The following is an 18,557-nucleotide window of genomic DNA, read 5'->3' as shown; positions in this document are numbered from 1 at the left end:
TAATCAAACGCTTACCTCAACAAAACCAGCTTACCCCAGTCTTTCTTAAACGACTTATCACCAGCGGTGATGCGGTGCTCAAAGGGCTTGTTGGCGGTGTCGAGCATGACGCGGTAGAGGTAAGTACCGTTGGCCAAGCGGTCGCCGAACTCGTCGGTGCCGTCCCAGGCAAAATCGGTAATGTTGTTGCCGATGCGCAACGGCCCCAGCTCATCCATCATGATCTCCCGTACGACTTTGCCCGTGAGCGTCATGATCTGGATTTTCATGTTGCGCGGCAACTCCGAGCCCGTCAGCGTAAAGACAAACTTGGCCTTGCTCGTGATCGGGTTCGGATACGGGTAAAGATTGGTGATGGTAGAAGCGCTAATCACTTGGAAGGCAACCTCGTACGCTTCCGTACCGGCGGCTACGCCGTTGGCGCCGCGGCCTTGCGCCCGCAGGGTGTAGGTGCCGTCGGCGAGCGGCGCGGCCTTGCCAGGCTGAAAGTCGATGCGGGCCGTGCCTTTGAGCGAATCGTAAGCAAAAACCACGTTGGAAGCTCGCACGTCAATCTTAATGGTAGGCTGCCCCGATTTGGTTAAGAACAGATCGAAGTTTGCCGGGTCCTTGATCGCCCGTCGCCGGTCGCTGCTTTGCAACTGCACCGTAATCACCGGCACTGGCGACACGATGTCACCATTGAGAATGTGTTGACCGTCAAAGGCTACGTCCAAAACAGGCGGCACGGTGTTGCCGGGCACATTGAAGGCCGGCAGCAGAATTTCATTATTGAAGAAGTACTGCTCAGGCACCGGCACCGTGTTGACGATTGCCCGGCCTGACACCCGGCCTGAGAGGCCAAACACGTTCACTTTCATCTTGAAAGTAGCCGTGCCGTCGGCTTTTAGCACGTCGGGGGTCGCCGCTACCGTTTGGGTAGCTGACTTGCCATTTTCGTCCAGCAACGAAACCTGCGTTTGCAGCGGCTTGCCGAAATCGAGGGGAGAAACGTTGTCGAAAACGACCGGAAACTCCACGTAGCCGGTGCTGGCCGCTTGCTGGGCCAACGTGGCCGCTTCGTAGGTAGACGCGGCTACTTTGTCCGGGCGGGCCACGCCTTCGGGCACGCCTTGGTAGGTCACGAGCCACTGTTTGAGTTGTGGAGCCGTGCCGCTTGAGGCATCGCGTACCTCCAGTTCCAGTTGCAAATACGGGTAGGCCGCCGCCGAAATGCTAGCTAATGAATACACCCGATCCTTTATATCGGGGTTTAGCACGGTCTTTTTATTATTGGCATCCACCCCAATCAGGCGTAGCGTGTAGCTGCCGGATGGCGCGGTGCGCACCGTTTGGTAGAGCGAATTCCATTGCTGAGCCCGCCCGATCAGCGTTGATGTGATCGTGCCCTGTGTCGTGTTGGCGAAACTCCACTTGCCGGAGGGCGCTGCATTGCTCAGGCCCGCTTGCTTATCGCGCGCGAATTGTCCGTAATGGCTTTGCGACCAGCCGCCCGTGCTGCCGTTGATGACACGGAACGAACTTACGGCCCACTCCGGGTCTTCGCCAACCTGCGGGGTTTGCAGGCGCAAACGCCAGTACCACACCACGCTGTCGCGGTTGACGGCGGGCAGCGTAACCTGCCATTGAGGTACGTAGGCATCCTGTACGACCCGGTTTTGCAATACGTTGCTGTTGAAGGTGGGCACCGTATCCAACTGCATTTCAAAGCCCCGGGCGGTCTTGCCCGGCAGGTTGGATTGTCCTACCAAACGCACCGTCGTGCTGGGCACAATGGCAAACTCGGTCGGCATGAGGGCGGTTACGCCCCCCTGCAACAGGTTGATGTTTAGCTCGGCTTGGTTGTTAGTTTCGCTAAGCTCATCAACCATATTTTTGTCGTCGAGGGTCACAACAAACCGGTTGGCGCCAAAGCTGCTGCCCGATGTGGGCGGTGTGTTAGGAATAGCCAAAACGTAAGTCGAATCCTGCCGGCCTTGCCGCATCGTGAAGTGGTAATCGACGCTGGCCGGGCTCGCCCCTGCCGGATAGAAGCGCGTTACCTTAATATCCACGTTTTCGGCGCCGCACAAATTGCCCGTGTTGCTTTCGCGCAGGTTCAGGTTGAAGCTCGCAGAAGTGGCTTGAGCCACGCCCCCGTTGCCATCCTGAAGTTGAAGATTATCGTTGGAAGTGACAAAATCGGGCTTGGCGGGCGAGTAGAGGCGCAACGCGGGGTCGCCTTGCCACACAGTGCTTATCAGCAGGGCCGTTCCGAAAGGATAGCTGGCCAGCCGCGGCTGCAACCGCCGTGCTACTTCGTTGTATACTTCCGTCATCGGCTTACCGTACCAGTTTGGGTCGTTGAAGAGCTCCTGGTACATGGTGCTGCAATACTCGTTCAGATCCGAATCGAGCCCCTCTACGGCGCTGGCCATGAAGCCCACCGCGCCTTTATCGCCGACCAGCGTCCAGTTTTCGCCTACCGTAATGTGCTCGGTATAGCTGTAGCCGCCGGCACAGCCATTGATGATAAAGACTGGATACTTGCCTTTGTTGTTGTAGTTGGTGCTCGGATTGTAGGGTGAACCCAAGTTGAGGTCGTAGAATTCGGGCGAACCATGGCCGAAATACGTAATCAGGCTTAGCCCGGCGTTCAGTTCCGGCGCAATGTTGATATCAACAAGGTTTGCCCCGGCCTCGGGTGGGTGCACGTAGGTTTTTATCACTTTGCCCCCAAAGCACGGCTTCTCGACAGAGTTCTTGTACCTGTTCATATAACCCTGAAACTGAGCAGTTTCCACAGCATCGTGCCCGCCTACTAGATGCAGCACGTTTTTGCGCCAGGGCTCCGCGCCCAGCGCCTCGTGCTCCTTCAGCTTGCTTAGGTAATTCAGAACCTGTTGCGGCGTATTGGCCTGAATGCGGCCCGTAGGAATGCGGGCGATGTATTCGTCTTTCTCCCAATCGGCCGAGAAAAAATTATCCGATGGCCCACGCGTGCTCGTTGGCACCAAGTCCTTCACCGAATACTGCTCCGGAAACTGCCGATACAGCGCTCCATTGCCGGCTCTCTCCCCGGTATGCACGCCTTTGCCCAGCAGCAGCAGGTATTTGGGGCGGGCATTGGTCAACATCCATTGCGCGAAGTGCCGAATGGCCAAGGCCGAGTATTCGCCGTAGTGAAACTGGTCGAAAAGCTGCTGGCTGGTCACAACGAGAGTGTCGTATTTGCCGCCCGCGGCCGAGCCGCGGTACTCGGCGTACGCCCGCACCGGGTTGGTGACGCTGCCTACTGGCTTCATCAATACCCCGTTACTGATAATCAGAAAGTTATAGGCACTTGGCGTGATGGTACGGAACGTAATCCGCTTCGCCGGACCCGGAACGAACGGGCGGGCTTCGTCGGCAAGCAGCAGCGTATGCGTGCGATCGGTGGCGCCGGGAAACACGAAGCCGCGCTGGGTGCCAGCCGTGGCCACGCCCTCAACCCGCTGCACGTTGTAAGGGTCCGTTATGTCGAAGCCGGCAACGGTATTGGGGATGCTGTCGAGGACGTAATAAGCGGGGCTGCTCAACGTCGAGTCGTTGGCAAACGAAACGCTCCGCTGCCGCGCAAACCACCGGTTGGCCTGCGAATAAAGTACCCGGATGTTGGCGATGCGCGAACGGTCGCGGGGCGCGGATGGGTCGCTGGGGCCCGCCGCCTGGAACTGCAGTTTCACCTTGCCATCGGTGCCGATATCAGAGCGTTGCAGCGAAAATGTTCGCTTGCTGCTCGAGTAATCCTTATACGTCATGGCGCCCAGTAGCCGCGCTTGCCCGCTTGGCGGCACCACCGACACGTTGCTGATGTGCTCGGTGGCCATCCGGCTATGTCCTACCAGCGTCACCTCTACCCGAATGCTGGAACCGGCCACGATGTTGCGGATCGAATCGATTTCCTGCACCGTGGTAACCCCCAAATCGGAAGATCCAAAACCGTACGAAGGCGACAAAAAGCCTTCTCCGGCTTCGGCCCACGGGAAATATACCTGAGTAGCTACATCGACGTTTGAGAAGGCATTTGCGAAAATGCGTAGCCGATTCTGTACCCGGTATGGCTGTGCCGCGCCGGTAGCCGACGCGCTGGGTTGCGCCATGCGCTTGCCTGCCCGTCCCGCCGACCACGTCAGGAAATATGCCGCCGTGTCGGTGTAGAGGCTGTAGAGGTTCTGCGGCTGATCCGTGGGCTTTTTGTACATGCCCCGGTCCAGCTGACCGTCGTTGCGCTGGCCGTAAAACTCGATGAAGGTGTTGGCGTCGAACGTAGCGGGATTGCCGCCCACGTAGATGGCTACCTCTTTGCCCCGACGCCAGAGTTGAAACTGGCTGGGCTGAACGCCCGCCACACCTGAGTTAGTAAGATATTGATAATCAAGACGATGTAAACCATCGTAAGTAACCTTGATTTTATAGTATTGCTGACCGGGCACAATCCATTCGTTGCCGAAGGGCCCAGACTGCGCTTTCGCCTGGAAGCCGCCTACTAGCAGCAACAGGCAAATGCTCCAGCGAAAGAAGATTGTCAGCTGGTAGTTTTGTTTCATGTGTATAGAGCAATGCCAAACCCAAGCAGATTATAACTGCTTATCAATCAATATTTTACAACAAGACTTATTTAAATCCGTACCCCAGCGACACGATGATGGAGTTGGCCTGCCCGGTTTTCTGGCCTGCGATTGAGCCTACTGCCAGCCGCGAGAAGGCCATGTCTAGGCGCAAGCCGTTGGTGGCCACGCCTACGCCGAAGCTAGGTTGGGCATACCACTCTTTTTGGCCAGTGAAGCTCTTGAGCTTCTGAAAGTTGCTGATGCCACCACGCAAAAACACCACGTTGTTGTAGCCCACTTCCAAGCCCGCGCGCGGGTCGATGCTGACAAGGCTGGTCGAGATGGGCGTTTCGCGCTTGCCGTCGGTGGTCATTTCCAGGTCGGCGGCTACGAGCGCGGTAAACTGCCCCGGCAGCTTCACCGACCGGCTCGCGCCCAATACGAAGCGCGGCAGCGTGATTTCGGTGCTGTTGGTCGGAATGGAATCGCCGGTGAGGGTGGTGTTCTGGAATTTTTCTGAGTTGATCGTCCAGGCCGTGAACGTCGTCGTGACGTCGCGAGCGGTCAGGCCAAACTGCCACCCGGCGTGGTTGTAGCGAAGGCCGGCATCAATGCCAAATCCCCAAGCGTTGGCGAAGCTGCCGATGTTGCGGTAGATGATCTTGCCGCTGCCCCCGATGGTCAGCCCTTCCACGTTCCCGATTTTGCGGGCGTACGACACCAGTAGGGCATAATCGGCAATGGAGAAATACTGAATCTTGTTATAGTCGATGTAGCCGTACTCGTTGATCAGGTTGCGGGTGTCGGCAATGTCGTCGACGCCGAGGCGCACCAAGCTCACGCCAATGGCACTTTTGTCGTCGAGGGGCGTGGAAAAGGCTGCGTAGTCGTTCTTCACAATGCCCGAAAACAGTTCCGAGTGCATGAGCACCGCGTCGTACTTGGTTTTCTGGCCCAGCAGGCCGGCGGGGTTCCAGTAGCCGGCGGTGGCGTCATCCGCCAAACTTACCTGCACCTTTCCCATGCCGAGGGCGCGACCACCCACGCCGATGTTGAGGAATTCGTTGCTGTACTTGGGCGTGTTGTCTTTGCTCTGCGCTGTGGCCACGGTGGTCAGGCCGGCGCTCAGACCCAGCCCAATACAGAAAGTGACAATTCGGGAAACGTGCGTCATAGCGTAACCAACTGAATAAAAGGATAATCGCGGGAGCGGGAACGCAAGATACTCATTTCCAAAGCGAGCTTTTTGCGCCTTAGCGGCCTTTGTTTAACACAAAATGCCCTGCTAGTGCATATTCCCTTCATAAGTCCAATTCAAAAAAAAGACCGTCCTAAACGAAACCAAAAATATTTTTCGCTAGTACCTTGCGTTACATAGTACCTTCTATTATCTTTGTCTCATTCTTCACCGATATCTGCCTTAGCCCATGAAAGTAGAGAACACCCAAGTGCAGATGCGGAAGGGCATCCTTGAGTTCTGCATCCTGGAAATCATTGCCCGCGGCGAGGTCTACGCGTCGGATATGCTGGAAGAGCTTACCTCTGCCCGCATGATCGTGGTAGAAGGCACGCTGTATCCGCTCCTCACGCGCCTCAAAAACGCCGGCTTGCTGGATTACACCTGGAAGGAGTCGACGTCCGGGCCACCCCGCAAGTACTACACCCTCACTCAGGCCGGGCAGGAGTTTCTGCACCAATTGCGCCTCACCTGGGAAGAAGTGCAGGACTCGATCCGCATCATCCGCCAGAAACCTCACTCCAATGGTAGCGGAACTGTGGAGCTGCTGTAAGCAGACCGCCAGTTCTCACCGAGTTTTTCCCGAATAGTTGCAGCATCCACGATGAAAAAGAACATCAGCATCAACCTTCAGGGCATCATCTTCCACATCGAAGAGGATGGCTACGAAATCCTTAGCCGCTACCTGGCTGAAGTGAAGGCTCATTTTTCTGGCTACCGTGGCCACGAAGAGATTGTGGCCGATATCGAAAGCCGCATCGCCGAGCTGTTTTCGATGCGCCTGTCCAGCACCAAGCAAGTCATCACGCTGGAAGACGTAGAGGAAATGGTGGCCAAAATGGGCCGCGTCAGCGACTTCCAATCGGCCGACGATGCCGAAGACGACGAAGAAACCCTGGCTTCGGCCGTAGCCGCTGGCACCGCTGCCGGCAGCTACACCTACAGCAGCGGCACGGGCAGTGGCCCCTCGGCCACCGGCGCTGCTTCGGCAACCGCTGCCACCGACGAGCCCCGTCGCCTCTACCGCGACATGGCCAACCGCAAGATTGCGGGCGTAGCCGCTGGCATTGCTAGGTACTTCTCTATCAATCCGTTGTGGATTCGGTTAGGATTCCTGGTTCTGTTTTTCATCAACCCCGTGTTCCGGCACATGACGCCCTTCGACAACACGCATTTCGACCTGGCTGGTCTGGTGCTGTTGGCCTACGTCATCCTCTGGATTGCGCTGCCCAAGCGCTACGACACGCCGCCCACCGATGAAGATCCGACCTTCAAAAAGCTCTACCGCGACACCGACAACGGCAAAGTCGGTGGGGTTTCGGCCGGCCTGGCAGCGTACTTCAAAGTTGACGTAGTACTGGTTCGCATCCTGTTCATCGTCTTCATCTTTGCCGGCGGCTTCTCCATTCCGGTCTACATTATCCTCTGGATTTTGCTGCCCGAAGCCAAAACCGTATCCGATAAGATGCGCATGCGCGGCGACGCCGTTACGCTCTCCGGAATAGATAACTCCTTGCGTAACAATGCGTTTGAGGCAGGAGCGGTTCCTTCCAGCAACCGCCCAGTAGGCACCTTTCTGGAAGAGCTGTTCCGCAACGTTCGGCCTTTGATCAACTTTCTGGGCAACCTGATTCGCTGGGCTGCCGGCGCTCTGCTCGTTGTCATTGGCTTCTCCATGCTGCTGGGCTTTACCATCGCGCTGGGCGTGGCCTTGGGTTGGATACCGGAGTCGCAGGGCTTTGTGCACACGGGCCCCTTCCCTCCTTACCTGTTCATGAACAGCGTGCCTACCTGGGCGCTCTTCGCCTTCTACGCTACGGCTGCTATCCCTGCGTTGGCCATGCTGCTGCTGGGCATCGGGCTGCTGCTACGCCGCTCGGTACTGAGCCGCACGGCGGGTCTGTCGCTGCTGGGCTTGTGGTTGCTGAGCGTTGTAGGCTCTAGCATTGCAGCCGCCCGCATCAGCCGCGACTTTCAAGACCGCGGTACGTACTCAACCACCCGCAGCTTTGCGCCGGTGCCGTACCCTACCGTAATGCTGGCCATGCGGGATTTTGAAAACTCGATGAGCCGTCCGAACATCACTTTGGTCTCTGCCGACAGCGGCCAAGTGATCCGGATGGAGCAGGAAGTATCGGCTAACGGCGCTACCGAAGAGGCAGCTATTCAATCGGCTGCCAACAGCATCACCTACGGCGTGCAGCAACGCGACTCGGTGCTGACCTTCGACGAGAGCTACCGCTTCCGGCCCAACGCTACCTTCCGCGATCAGCGGGTGTCGCTGGTGCTGCACTTGCCCAAAGACAAAACCTACCGCTTGAGTGAAAACTTTAGCTATCTACTTAATAGCGAGTCATTTGTAAATGACCATCGCCCCGAGGATATCGCCAGCCGCCGGTTCCGTTTGCGTGGCAACCAACTGGAGTGCATCAATTGCACAGCCGAGGAAATGCGCGACAAAAACGACAAAGACGGCGACGATGTGAATGTCGACATGAACGATAACGACGGCATCAATGTGCACGTCAACACCGACGACGATGAAAACGGCGACGTGAGCGTGAAGATTGATCTGGGAAAAACCAGCTTTCCTACCGATCTGGGCGCTTACGGTTCGGGCCGCCGCAGCTTCAACCTCAACGGCTTTGAGCGCATCGAAGCCAACGGCGCCTACCGAGTGTATGTACGCCAAGGCAGCGAATTCAAAATCGAAGCCGCCGGTGACGAGCGCGACCTAGGCAACCTGCGCGTTGATACCAACGGCGAAGAGCTGGTCATCCGGCCGCGTAACACGGGCTCTTGGTTCAACTTTTCTTCCCACAACAACAAGCCTGTGTTGGTGCGCGTCACGCTGCCTACGCTCCGGGGCCTCGACCTAAGCGGCGCCTGCCGCGCCGATGTAGCCGGGTTTAGCGGCGAGTCGCTTTCTGTAGAGCAATCCGGAGCCTGCTCCGCTACGCTTAATGTCGATGTACCACGCCTCGACCTCGACCTGAGCGGCGCCTGCCACACCGATGTCCGCGGCAGCGCCACTGAGCTGCATGCCGAAGGCTCCGGCGCCTGCCAGATTCAGGCGTTAGGCCTGCAAACGCAGCGCACCACCCTAGACCTCACAGGCATGAGCCAGGCCCAGGTACGGGTCTCGGATGAGTTGCGCACCGATCTGAGCGGGGCCAGCCACGTCGAATATGCCGGCAACCCGTCTACCATAAAAAACGACGTTTCGGGCTCGTCACGCGTAAAGCGCATTGAGCCAAACAATTAATCCTGTCACGCCCTTCATTATTCTCTCATCTGCTGAAGGGTAAATTGCCGTCACAAAAAATAAGATGCCAGCCGGGCAACCTACCGGTACCGACTGGCATCTTTTCTAAACAATTCGCGAGTTATTGGGTCTTTTGGTGAGTGAAAGGTTGACCCGGAGGAAGCCCTTTTGCCTTTCCTAGCTGCAACAGGAAGGCAAAGGCTTCCTCAAATTCGTTTCGGACCTTCCCGTCGAGGATGGCTTCCAACAATGCGTCTTTGAGTTCGCCTACCTCACGCGAAGGTTTCAGGCCGAACGTTTCCATAATGACTTCGCCCGTAATCACGGGCTTGAAGTTGCGCAGGTGGTCTTTCTCCTCTACCTCCTTCAGCTTTTGCTCCACCACGTCGAAGTTGCGCAGGTAGCGCTGCACCCGGTTGTGGTCTTTGCTGGTAATGTCGGCGCGGCACAGCGTCATTAACCGATCGATCTCGTCACCGGCCTCAAATAGCAAACGTCTTACGGCTGAGTCGGTTACAGTTTCTTTTACCAGCGCAATCGGCCGCAAGTGCAGCCGAACCAGCTTTTGTACCTGGCGCATTTCTTCGCCCAGCGGCAGCTTCAGCTCGGTGAAAATCTGCGGAACCCATCGCGCGCCTTTGTCTTCGTGGCCATGAAACGTCCAGCCTATTTTTGGGTCGAGGCGTTTGGTAGCCGGCTTGGCAATATCGTGCAGGATGGCGGCCCAGCGCAGCCACAGATCACCGCCTGCAACTACCACATTATCAAGCACTTGCAAAGTGTGGTAGAAATTGTCTTTGTGGGCGTGCTGCCCCACCCGCTCGACGCCGTAGAGTTGCGCCATCTTGGGGAAGATAAGCTGCAATAATCCCGACTGAAACAGCAATTTGAAGCCATAGCTTGGCTTCGGCGCCATAATGATCTTGTTCAGCTCGTCGGTGATGCGCTCCTGCGACACAATTTTGATGCGCTCCTTATTGCGAGCCAGCGCGTCGTAGGTATCGGGGTCGATGTCGAAATTGAGTTGCGCGGCAAACCGGATGGCGCGCATCATGCGCAGCGGATCGTCGGAAAACGTAATATCCGGGTCGAGGGGCGTGCGAATGGTTTTGCGCCGTAAGTCGCCCATGCCATCGTACCGATCGACGAGCGCCCCAAAATCCTGCGGGTTTAGGCTCAACCCTAACGCATTGATTGTAAAGTCCCTACGGGCCAGGTCTTCTTCCAAGGTGCCGGCTTCTACCTCGGGCTTACGCGACTCGGCGCGGTAGCTTTCCTTGCGGGCGCCCACAAATTCGATTTCGACCTCCGGCGTGGGCAGCATGGCCGTCCCGAAGTTTTTGAAAACCGTTACGCGGGGTTTGTTGGGCAATTTTCGGCCCACGGCTTGGGCAAGCTTAATCCCATCGCCTACGCATACAACGTCCACATCTTTGCTGGGCCGCTCCAGGGCCAAGTCGCGCACAAATCCACCGATTACATAAGCCGGATACGCCAGTTCGCCGGCGGCTTCGGCAATGGTTTGGAACAACGGAAGATCAGGGAGTTGCGGAGATTTCATGAGCGACGAGGGATTGCAAAACGGCCGCAAAGGTAAGAACTCCGATTTTGGGAGATTTATCGCCTTGCCCATCATCGCTCCTATTTATCCTAATAGCAAAGCATAGAGGTTTATTCCCGCACTACTTCCAGCCTTCCATCAGCGGCTAAGCGCACTACGCGCGACGGCGCGACGGTTGTGGTATCGTCTTGCCGCCAACTCACGACGTAATCTGCCTTCCTAATTATCAGCGGATCGACTTGCGCATAGGTAGCGGGCGTTGGATTGCCGCTGAGGTTGGCCGAGGTAGATACCAAGCCGTGCCCCAGTCGGCGCACTACTTTGTGGCAAAACTCATCCTGTGCAATGCGCAGCCCGATGGTGCCATCGGACGCTACAAGCAGCGGAGCCACTTGCTTCGAGGCCGGCAGTAAATAAGTGGTAGGGCGCGTCTGGGCAGCCAGCAACTCAGCCAGCCCATCGGGTACTGCCGAAGCGTATCGGTGCATCATGTCCAGGTCAGCGACCAGCACGATGCTGGGCTTGTCTTCCGGGCGGCCTTTCAGCTTATACAAGCGCTCCACCGCCCGCGGCACTTCGGCATCACAGCCTAAGCCCCACACCGTATCGGTCGGGTACAGAATAACTTGCTGCATGAGCAAGGCATCTACGGCCATTTCTACTTCCTGCTGAAAAAGCGTCATATAGTTGATTATGAATCAGTTATATAATACAGCTACAATGAGCCATTCCCTACCCGATTTCCTGGCATAGTTCTACCAATACGCCCGCCGCGCTCTTTGGGTGCACAAAGCACACGAGCTTGTTGTCGGCGCCACGTTTGGGCTCTTCGTTGAGCAACACAAAACCCTGTTCGCGCAACCGCGCCATTGTAACTCGGATGTCGGCTACTTCAAAAGCTACGTGGTGAATGCCCTCGCCTTTCTTGGTCAAATATTTTGTGATGGCGCTCTCCGGCGTTGTGCCTGCTAGCAACTCAATTTTGGAACCGCCGACTTTAAAAAACACGGTATCAACGCCCTCACTGGCAACGTGTTCGCGTTTATAAGGCGGTTCGCCGAGCAGCGTTGTATAGAGCGCAGTGGCTGCTTCAAGATCCTGTACGGCCAAGCCGAGGTGTTCTAAGTTGGTGAGCATGCGAGAAGTGGCGCGCCAAGTTGCGCGGCTTGTTTGGATTCTTTCTACTTTTGCAAAGCAAAGTAAAACCTGTTCGCTGGTTTTTGTGTTCTACCGGAGAATCGTTCTCCTTTGGTTTCTGCTGATTTACCAACTCCGAGCCATGCTCAAGCTACCTATTTACTTCGATAACAACGCGACTACTCCGCTGGACCCGCGCGTTCTGGAAGCCATGATGCCCTACCTCACCGAGGTATTTGGCAACGCCGCGTCCCGTAACCACCCGTTTGGCTGGGCTGCTGAGGAAGCCGTGGATTATGCCCGCGAACAGATTGCTGCCCTGATCAAATGCGACCCCAAGGAGATCATTTTCACCTCGGGCGCTACCGAATCCGACAACTTGGGTATTAAGGGTGTGTTCGAGATGTATGCCCAGAAAGGCAACCACATCATCACGGCCACTACCGAGCACAAAGCCGTTCTTGACACCTGCAAGCACCTCGAAAAGCTGGGCGCTCGGGTAACGTACCTGCCCGTTAACGAAGAAGGCCTGATTAGCCTCACCGAATTGGAAGCTGCTATGACGCCCCAGACCATTCTGGTGTGCATCATGTACGCTAACAACGAAGTAGGTGTGATTCAGCCAGTTAAAGAGATCTCCCGCATTGCCAAGCAGCACGGCGCGCTGTTTATGACGGACGCTACGCAGGCCGTCGGTAAGATTCCGGTAGACGTAAACGCCGACGGCATTGACCTGATGGCTTTCAGCGGTCACAAAATGTACGGCCCCAAAGGCGTAGGCGCACTGTATGTTCGTCGCAAAGCCCCGCGGGTGAAGGTTACCGCCCAGATGGACGGTGGCGGCCACGAACGCGGCATGCGTTCGGGTACGCTCAACGTTCCCGGCATTGTAGGGCTTGGCAAAGCATGCGAACTCTGCCGCCTCGAAATGGAAAGTGACTCGCAGCGTATCAGCACCATGCGCGACCGCTTGGAGCGTGAATTGCTCACGTTGGAAGAAAGCTACGTCAACGGTTCGCGTGAGCACCGCTTGCCGCACACTACCAACATTTCTTTCAAGTACGTAGAAGGTGAAGGCTTGATGATGGGCGTAAAAGACATTGCCGTATCTTCCGGCTCGGCTTGTACCTCAGCTTCTTTGGAGCCATCTTACGTACTTAAGGCACTGGGCCTTAGCGACGATCTGGCGCACTCGTCTTTGCGATTCGGCCTGAGCCGTTTCACTACCGACGAGCAAGTTGATTACGCTATCAACCACGTAAAAGAAGCCGTAACCAAGCTGCGCGAAATGTCGCCGCTGTGGGAGATGTTCAAAGAAGGCGTCGACCTCAGCAAGATTGAGTGGGCAGAACATTAAGATCGAATCGGGAATGAGGGAGTGAAGCGATGACCCTCACTTTTATCATTCCTCCTTCTTCATCCATCATTTTTCATCAAGACAATGGCTTACTCCGATAAAGTAATCGATCATTACAGCAATCCCCGCAACGTGGGCACGCTGGATAAGAGCAAAAAGAATGTGGGTACTGGCTTGGTAGGTGCACCTGAGTGCGGCGACGTGATGCGTCTCCAAATCGAAGTGGACGAAACCACCAACACCATCACCGACGCTAAATTCAAAACCTTTGGTTGTGGCTCGGCCATTGCTTCTTCGTCGTTGGCCACCGAATGGCTGAAAGGCAAGAGCATCGACGAGGCCCTCGCCATCGACAACATGGAGATTGTGGAAGAGCTGGCCTTGCCGCCCGTTAAAATCCACTGCTCGGTATTAGCTGAAGATGCCATTAAGTCGGCCATCAACGACTACCGCGTGAAGAACGGTCTGCCTGCTTTCGAAGAAGCCAAGACGCATCACTAAGCTATTACCCGTTGTGAGTTGCTGGCCTTCTGTTTCGCAACGGATAGCTAGCAACTCACACTTCGTAATGGGCAACTGCTAAGCCATGGAAGTTACCCCCACCGACGTCCACGTTGAGAGTGCACGCATCCAGCGGCAGATAGAAGAGCATTTGGGCATGCCGCCCGGCAACCTGCTTTTTGAGTTTCGGCAACTGGACGGGCAAACTCGGTTGGATTTGGTTACGGTAAATCCCAGACACCACCAGAGCTTTCTGTTTCGCTACGAAACGGGCTATGACAAGCTCGACGTGCTGCGCAAAATGCTGGCTTATGTCAAGGGCTTCCGTGATACCGAAAGCTCCTATACCATTCAGTGGCGGGCGCGCGGCGACAAAGAGTTGCAGACGTCCTATTTTCGGGCTCACAACGCCTACGAAGCACTGGATAAGCTTTATTACGGCCGCGACCTCAATACCATTACGGTGTTCAGCGTGGTTCTGAATCCTTCTTCTTAGTTATTTGTTGTCAATACAGAACCACAAGCGCTTTTGCTACTGTTGGTATTTCGTTGACAACCGGCAACTAACACTTGACAACTGTTATGATCACTGTTTCTGATAAAGCCAAAGAAAAGGTCGAGCGCCTTATGGCTGATGCCAGCCTCGACGAAACGTACCGCCTACGTGCTTCGGTGGCCGGTGGTGGCTGCTCGGGTTTGTCGTACAAGCTTGATTTCGATAACGAAGTGAAGCCCATGGACCAGGAGTTCGAAGACAAAGGCGTTCGCGTGGTAGTGGATATGAAAAGCTTCCTCTATCTCGCTGGTACTCAGCTCGACTTCTCCGACGGCCTGAATGGTAAAGGCTTCTTTTTCGATAACCCCAACGCATCGCGTACCTGCGGTTGCGGCGAAAGCTTCTCGGTGTAGTAAACTTTACATAGCGCTACCTCAACGCAAAAGCCCGACCAGTTGGTCGGGCTTTTGCGTTGGTGAGTGCATCAGTATTTTGAACTACTCCTTAGTCTAACTCTCCTTGCTTAATAAGCAGCAGCTACGGCGCCCGAATTCATAAACATCTTATTATCAAATGGTTACATATATATGTTTTCCAAACAAAAGGCCTCCCGATTGGGAGGCCTTTTGTTTGGAAAACGATGTAAGAAGGGCCTTACTCCTTGACAATCTTACGAGTGACTTTCTGAGCACCCTCACCGATGGTTACGATGTAGGTACCGGCTTGCAAGTCGCTTATATTCAATTGGCCATCAGCACTTAATACCTGACGACGTACAGCGCGACCAGTCAGATCGGAGATGCGTACCGTTACACCTTCGGTCGAGCCTGCCAAGCGGATGTTTACCACATCGTGTGCAGGGTTCGGGTAGAGTGACACTTCACCGCTGCCGCCGTTTGTAACGCTGACAACTGATGAGAGAGTGGACTTGCCATCTGCATCGATTTGGTTCAGGCGGTAGTAAGAAGTACCAAACAGGGGTTCTTGGTCAACAGCGGTATAAGTGATCTTATTAGAGCTATTGCCATGGCCTTCTTTGAAGAGGATAGTCGAGAAGGTTTTGCCGTCTTGGCTACGTTGTACTTCAAATCCTTTGTTGTTCTTCTCCATCGCAGTCACCCAGTTCAGGTCGACGCGGTGGTTGCGCAGCTTGGCAGTGAACGAAACTAGCTCAACAGGCAGCGCTGCATCGGGAGGAATAATGGCATCAACTGGTACTAATTGGTTAGGCGGCGTAGGCGTGCGGTAGTTTTCAGCACCCGGCACTGACAGACGCTGACCAGCGCTGTTGGTAGCTACGTAGTTGTAATCGAACACGTAGAAGTAGTAAGCCTTACTCGGATCCAGACCTTTTACGATGGCCTGGTCACCCGTACCGGTGTATACCGAGAAGTACCCATTTGCCAGCACCGTACCCTGACCGAATGTTCCATCGGCTGCTAGGTATGATTGTCCATCAGTAGGCTGGTTGTTACCGGCCAACTGGTTGCTGAGGCTAGCAATGATCAGACGACCTTCGCCGGCACCGTTTATAGTGCCGCCCTGCGCAGGCGAGAAGGTAACGGTTGCCGTTGAGCCATTCCGCACAACATTGATGGTAGTCTGTGCTGTTGGCTGCGTGTCGAGTGCTTTGCCGAGCAGTGATCCGTTCGCTGGAAAATCCTGGAAGCCGGAATTGATAAAGTCACTGCTTCTGAACTGGAGCTTCGAAGTTGCATTGCCAATGTGAGTAGGCTTGTAACGCACATACACTACCTGATCAATGCTGTACGTGCTTGCATTCGGGCTGAAAGTAACAACGCTACCAAAGCCAGCATCTGGCTTGAGCGAAATCTCAAACTGATCCTGAAGCGGGTTGTTAAACTGCGTAGGCTGCGTCAGCACTTCCGAAACCGTGATAGCCTGACGTACCCGCACAGCGTGCACTGTAACCGCCACCGGGTTAGACAATGTGTTGATCTCAACGTTTGCGATCTCAGGAATCGAAGACTGAATTTCGACCGAAGGAGCGCTATAGCCTTGTACCTGAATTGTAGCACCGATTGCTGGCTCACTTGTAACCGCTATCGGGCCGCTGTCCGGCTGCTGAGAAGCAATGCTAGGCAAGTAGCGAACGTACACGGGTACAGGGTTTTTGAAGCCGTCGCCAGCATCATTGTTACGTACCACCGTGATGGTGTTTCCAGTGGCACCATTCAAAGCAGCAAAATCTGCTTCGTTGAGCGCAATCTGGAATAGAGCGGGGGCTTTCACCGTGATGTCACGAATCAAGCCTTGACCGTTTACTGGGAAAGATTGCGCAGCAGATGCTACGCCCGGAACTGTAGAGAAAGGCTGCAGCGTGTTGTCGGCACTAACCGTAGCCGAAGTACCGTTGCTGGTTGCGATTACGCGCACTGCTTTGCTTGGAGTTCCGTTGCTGGAAGCCGTGATGGAGCCTTCGTAGTTACCCAATGCCAGCGGGCCAGTTAGGCGAACTTCGATAGTGCGTTCCGTTACGCTGCCGTTGACAGGTTGGAAAGTGAGCGGGCCGGTCTGGAAATCACCGACGTTCGCTTCCCGAATCTCAATGTTGGCGTTGGAAGAAGTAGAGCTGGCGGGAGTTAGCACCAAAGGGTTGGTCCCGATTAAGGTAGCACCAACTTGGAAGGTCAGAATTTGCGATGAGCCGTTCGACGATACCGTCTGGAAATCGAGGGTAGCCGGATCGGGCGTAATGAAGATTTCGTTGGTGGCTGCTAAGCCATTGCCGCTTACCTGCAAAATGGAGTTAACAGTAGTACCAGAAGATGCAGCGATAGTAGCGTTGCGCGGCCCTACTGTGGAAGGAGCAAATTGCACCTGTAGTTCGGTAGCAGCCAAAGTGCCGTTTGTACCGTTCAGAATGACGGATGAGCCAAAGGCACCTGACCGACCCAAACGAATCAGAAATTCGTTTGATGGTGAGCTAACAGTTACCGTGTTATTATCCAGATTTTGTCCGCTTACATAAAATGATGCTGGCGTAGCAGTACGACCGATACGCGTATCGGGGAAACCAATGGTATTGCTGTTGGCAGTAGGCGGATTCGTGGTCGAAACCGTTACCACTGGCGCCGGCGCGACGCCCGCACCGGTTGCACCCACAAACCGTGTGGTAGCACCGTTGCTTACGAACGATACATTACCGTTGAAATTTCCTATGGTTGTCGGAGCCAAACGGATCTCAACATCAGCATTAACGCTACCACTTGCCTGAACCAGCGTTAGGGTTGTACCAGAGGCTAAGAAAGTTGCATCACCAGATTTGCGGAATATGTACCCAGTTGGAACCTGAACGCTGATGTTATCGGTAAGATCGGAACCTACAATGGAGATAAACTGACTCGAAGACTGCGTATTAACCTCTACGTTGCCGTAAGTCAACGTTGCAGGATTTACAGTGATGTTTGGGGTAACAACGGTGCCCGTAACCGAGACAAACCGGCTGGCAGCACCACCACCAACAAATGAAATCTGTCCGGTTGGCTTAGTTGGCGTTGGGGTCGTAGGATTGAAAACTACCTCAACTTTGGTGTCGATGTTACCATTAGTCCGGGTTAGCGTGAGCGTAGCGCCATCAGCCAAGTAAGCAGCATCGCCTTGTTTGCGAATGCGGAAACCAGTAGGTGCTTTAACAGCAATGTCGCTAGTCAGCCCGCTACCAGCAACCGAGATGCTTTGGAGAGTTGAAATTGAGTTTACTGCAGTTCCAGGGAAAGTAAGATCAGGAGGTGATACAGCAAAGTTTGGCGTCGTTACGCCCGAAAGTACCACATCATCAATGGCGATTCTTACGGAGGAGCCTAACCGACGGAAACGCAATGCCGTCGTACGACTAACGACACCGTTGAAAGGGTTGTTGATGGTTACTTGACTCCAGCGGTTGGTTGCTAAAGAAGGAGTGGCGATGGTAGTGTACGTATCGCCATCAAGGGTGTATTCCACCACAAAATCTCCTGTATTAGCGAATCCTACTGGAGACACAAACAGCCTAAAGCTTAGTTGAATATTGGTTAGATACCTAGTATCAATTCCAGCAATGGAGAAGGTGCGTATATCACTCGTTCTTCCCGCATCCAGATTACCAAAATATATAAACGACCCACCACCTGGTGAAGCAGGGATGGTTGACGTTCCGATTAGCAATGATGTATTCGTGCCATCATCATCATAAAAGAACTTACCGCTATTGTCAAAATCCCCATTGTCAGCAGCAGTCGTTACCGTCTCAGGTCCTTTGGTACCGAAGGTTTCAGTGAACGTCTGAGCCCAACCCAATAGAGGCAAGGCCAAAAGCACCAATAAAATTGCCCAAGCCCGAGGTCGTAATGCTCGATTTGGGTTACTTAAGTATTTGTTTTTCATGTGTATGGAATGAAAGAAAGGTTACGAAAGGAAACGCTTATACTAT

12 protein-coding genes are annotated in these 18,557 nt (G+C 54.8%); 6 read left to right on the top strand and 6 right to left on the bottom strand.

Annotated elements, in window-relative coordinates:
- Positions 1-11: 11 nt before the first annotated feature.
- Complete coding sequence (locus H9I52_RS06705) at positions 12-4,568, bottom strand: C25 family cysteine peptidase (RefSeq protein WP_187453230.1); 4,557 nt, start codon at positions 4,566-4,568, stop codon at positions 12-14.
- Positions 4,569-4,635: 67 nt separating this feature from the next.
- A complete protein-coding gene (locus tag H9I52_RS06700) occupies positions 4,636-5,745 on the bottom strand; it encodes a PorV/PorQ family protein (protein ID WP_187453229.1) in 1,110 nt (369 codons plus the stop codon).
- Between the two features lie 253 nt (positions 5,746-5,998).
- On the opposite strand from H9I52_RS06700, the gene H9I52_RS06695 reads away from it, so the two are divergent.
- Both H9I52_RS06695 and H9I52_RS06690 read left to right on the top strand, forming a co-directional pair.
- Complete coding sequence (locus H9I52_RS06695; RefSeq protein WP_139516570.1) at positions 5,999-6,361, top strand: PadR family transcriptional regulator; 363 nt, start codon at positions 5,999-6,001, stop codon at positions 6,359-6,361.
- A gap of 51 nt (positions 6,362-6,412) precedes the next feature.
- Positions 6,413-9,073: a PspC domain-containing protein gene (locus tag H9I52_RS06690; protein WP_187453228.1), complete on the top strand. Its 2,661-nt coding sequence runs from the start codon at positions 6,413-6,415 to the stop codon at positions 9,071-9,073.
- A 121-nt stretch (positions 9,074-9,194) separates the two neighbouring features.
- Here H9I52_RS06690 and H9I52_RS06685 read toward each other — a convergent pair whose 3' ends face one another.
- The 3 genes from H9I52_RS06685 to mce all read right to left on the bottom strand — a co-directional run bounded on the left by H9I52_RS06685 (position 9,195) and on the right by mce (position 11,771).
- The gene (locus tag H9I52_RS06685) at positions 9,195-10,634 is read right to left on the bottom strand and encodes a CCA tRNA nucleotidyltransferase (RefSeq protein WP_139516568.1); all 1,440 of its coding nucleotides are present in this window, start codon (positions 10,632-10,634) and stop codon (positions 9,195-9,197) included.
- Between the two features lie 110 nt (positions 10,635-10,744).
- Entirely contained in the window at positions 10,745-11,317 is a 573-nt protein-coding gene (locus H9I52_RS06680) for an L-threonylcarbamoyladenylate synthase (RefSeq protein WP_139516567.1), read from the bottom strand.
- A gap of 49 nt (positions 11,318-11,366) precedes the next feature.
- Complete coding sequence (gene mce, locus H9I52_RS06675; protein WP_187453227.1) at positions 11,367-11,771, bottom strand: methylmalonyl-CoA epimerase; 405 nt, start codon at positions 11,769-11,771, stop codon at positions 11,367-11,369.
- 142 nt (positions 11,772-11,913) lie between these two features.
- Between mce and H9I52_RS06670 the strand changes: the two genes are divergently transcribed.
- From H9I52_RS06670 to H9I52_RS06655, 4 genes are all read left to right on the top strand, one after another.
- Entirely contained in the window at positions 11,914-13,128 is a 1,215-nt protein-coding gene (locus H9I52_RS06670) for an IscS subfamily cysteine desulfurase (RefSeq protein WP_187453226.1), read from the top strand.
- Positions 13,129-13,212: 84 nt separating this feature from the next.
- Complete coding sequence (gene iscU / locus H9I52_RS06665) at positions 13,213-13,629, top strand: Fe-S cluster assembly scaffold IscU (RefSeq protein ID WP_139516564.1); 417 nt, start codon at positions 13,213-13,215, stop codon at positions 13,627-13,629.
- 85 nt (positions 13,630-13,714) lie between these two features.
- Positions 13,715-14,125, top strand: coding sequence for a hypothetical protein (locus tag H9I52_RS06660; protein ID WP_139516563.1), 411 nt, complete (start codon positions 13,715-13,717; stop codon positions 14,123-14,125).
- An 86-nt stretch (positions 14,126-14,211) separates the two neighbouring features.
- On the top strand, positions 14,212-14,538 hold the full coding sequence (locus H9I52_RS06655) for a HesB/IscA family protein (protein ID WP_139516562.1): 327 nt from the start codon (positions 14,212-14,214) through the stop codon (positions 14,536-14,538).
- Between the two features lie 241 nt (positions 14,539-14,779).
- On the opposite strand, the gene H9I52_RS23210 is transcribed toward H9I52_RS06655, so the two are convergent.
- Positions 14,780-18,130, bottom strand: a complete 3,351-nt coding sequence (locus H9I52_RS23210) for a T9SS type A sorting domain-containing protein (protein ID WP_187453225.1) — start codon at positions 18,128-18,130, stop codon at positions 14,780-14,782.
- Between the last annotated feature and the right edge of the window lie 427 nt (positions 18,131-18,557).

The organism is Hymenobacter sp. BT491, assembly GCF_014349165.1.
GTDB classification, from domain to species: domain Bacteria; phylum Bacteroidota; class Bacteroidia; order Cytophagales; family Hymenobacteraceae; genus Hymenobacter; species Hymenobacter jejuensis.
Note: the sequence above shows the minus strand (reverse complement) of the source record. Positions and strands in the feature narration are given on the sequence as shown.

What these genes read in the sequence shown, in the direction of transcription:
- iscU (WP_139516564.1), top strand. Translation starts at nt 13,213, where the DNA reads ATGGCTTACTCCGATAAAGTAATCGATCATTACAGCAATCCCCGCAAC.
- H9I52_RS06655 (WP_139516562.1), top strand. Translation starts at nt 14,212, where the DNA reads ATGATCACTGTTTCTGATAAAGCCAAAGAAAAGGTCGAGCGCCTTATG.
- H9I52_RS06690 (WP_187453228.1), top strand. Translation starts at nt 6,413, where the DNA reads ATGAAAAAGAACATCAGCATCAACCTTCAGGGCATCATCTTCCACATC.
- H9I52_RS06695 (WP_139516570.1), top strand. Translation starts at nt 5,999, where the DNA reads ATGAAAGTAGAGAACACCCAAGTGCAGATGCGGAAGGGCATCCTTGAG.
- H9I52_RS06685 (WP_139516568.1), bottom strand. Translation starts at nt 10,634, where the DNA reads ATGAAATCTCCGCAACTCCCTGATCTTCCGTTGTTCCAAACCATTGCC.
- H9I52_RS06670 (WP_187453226.1), top strand. Translation starts at nt 11,914, where the DNA reads ATGCTCAAGCTACCTATTTACTTCGATAACAACGCGACTACTCCGCTG.
- H9I52_RS06680 (WP_139516567.1), bottom strand. Translation starts at nt 11,317, where the DNA reads ATGACGCTTTTTCAGCAGGAAGTAGAAATGGCCGTAGATGCCTTGCTC.
- H9I52_RS06660 (WP_139516563.1), top strand. Translation starts at nt 13,715, where the DNA reads ATGGAAGTTACCCCCACCGACGTCCACGTTGAGAGTGCACGCATCCAG.
- H9I52_RS06705 (WP_187453230.1), bottom strand. Translation starts at nt 4,568, where the DNA reads ATGAAACAAAACTACCAGCTGACAATCTTCTTTCGCTGGAGCATTTGC.
- mce (WP_187453227.1), bottom strand. Translation starts at nt 11,771, where the DNA reads ATGCTCACCAACTTAGAACACCTCGGCTTGGCCGTACAGGATCTTGAA.
- H9I52_RS06700 (WP_187453229.1), bottom strand. Translation starts at nt 5,745, where the DNA reads ATGACGCACGTTTCCCGAATTGTCACTTTCTGTATTGGGCTGGGTCTG.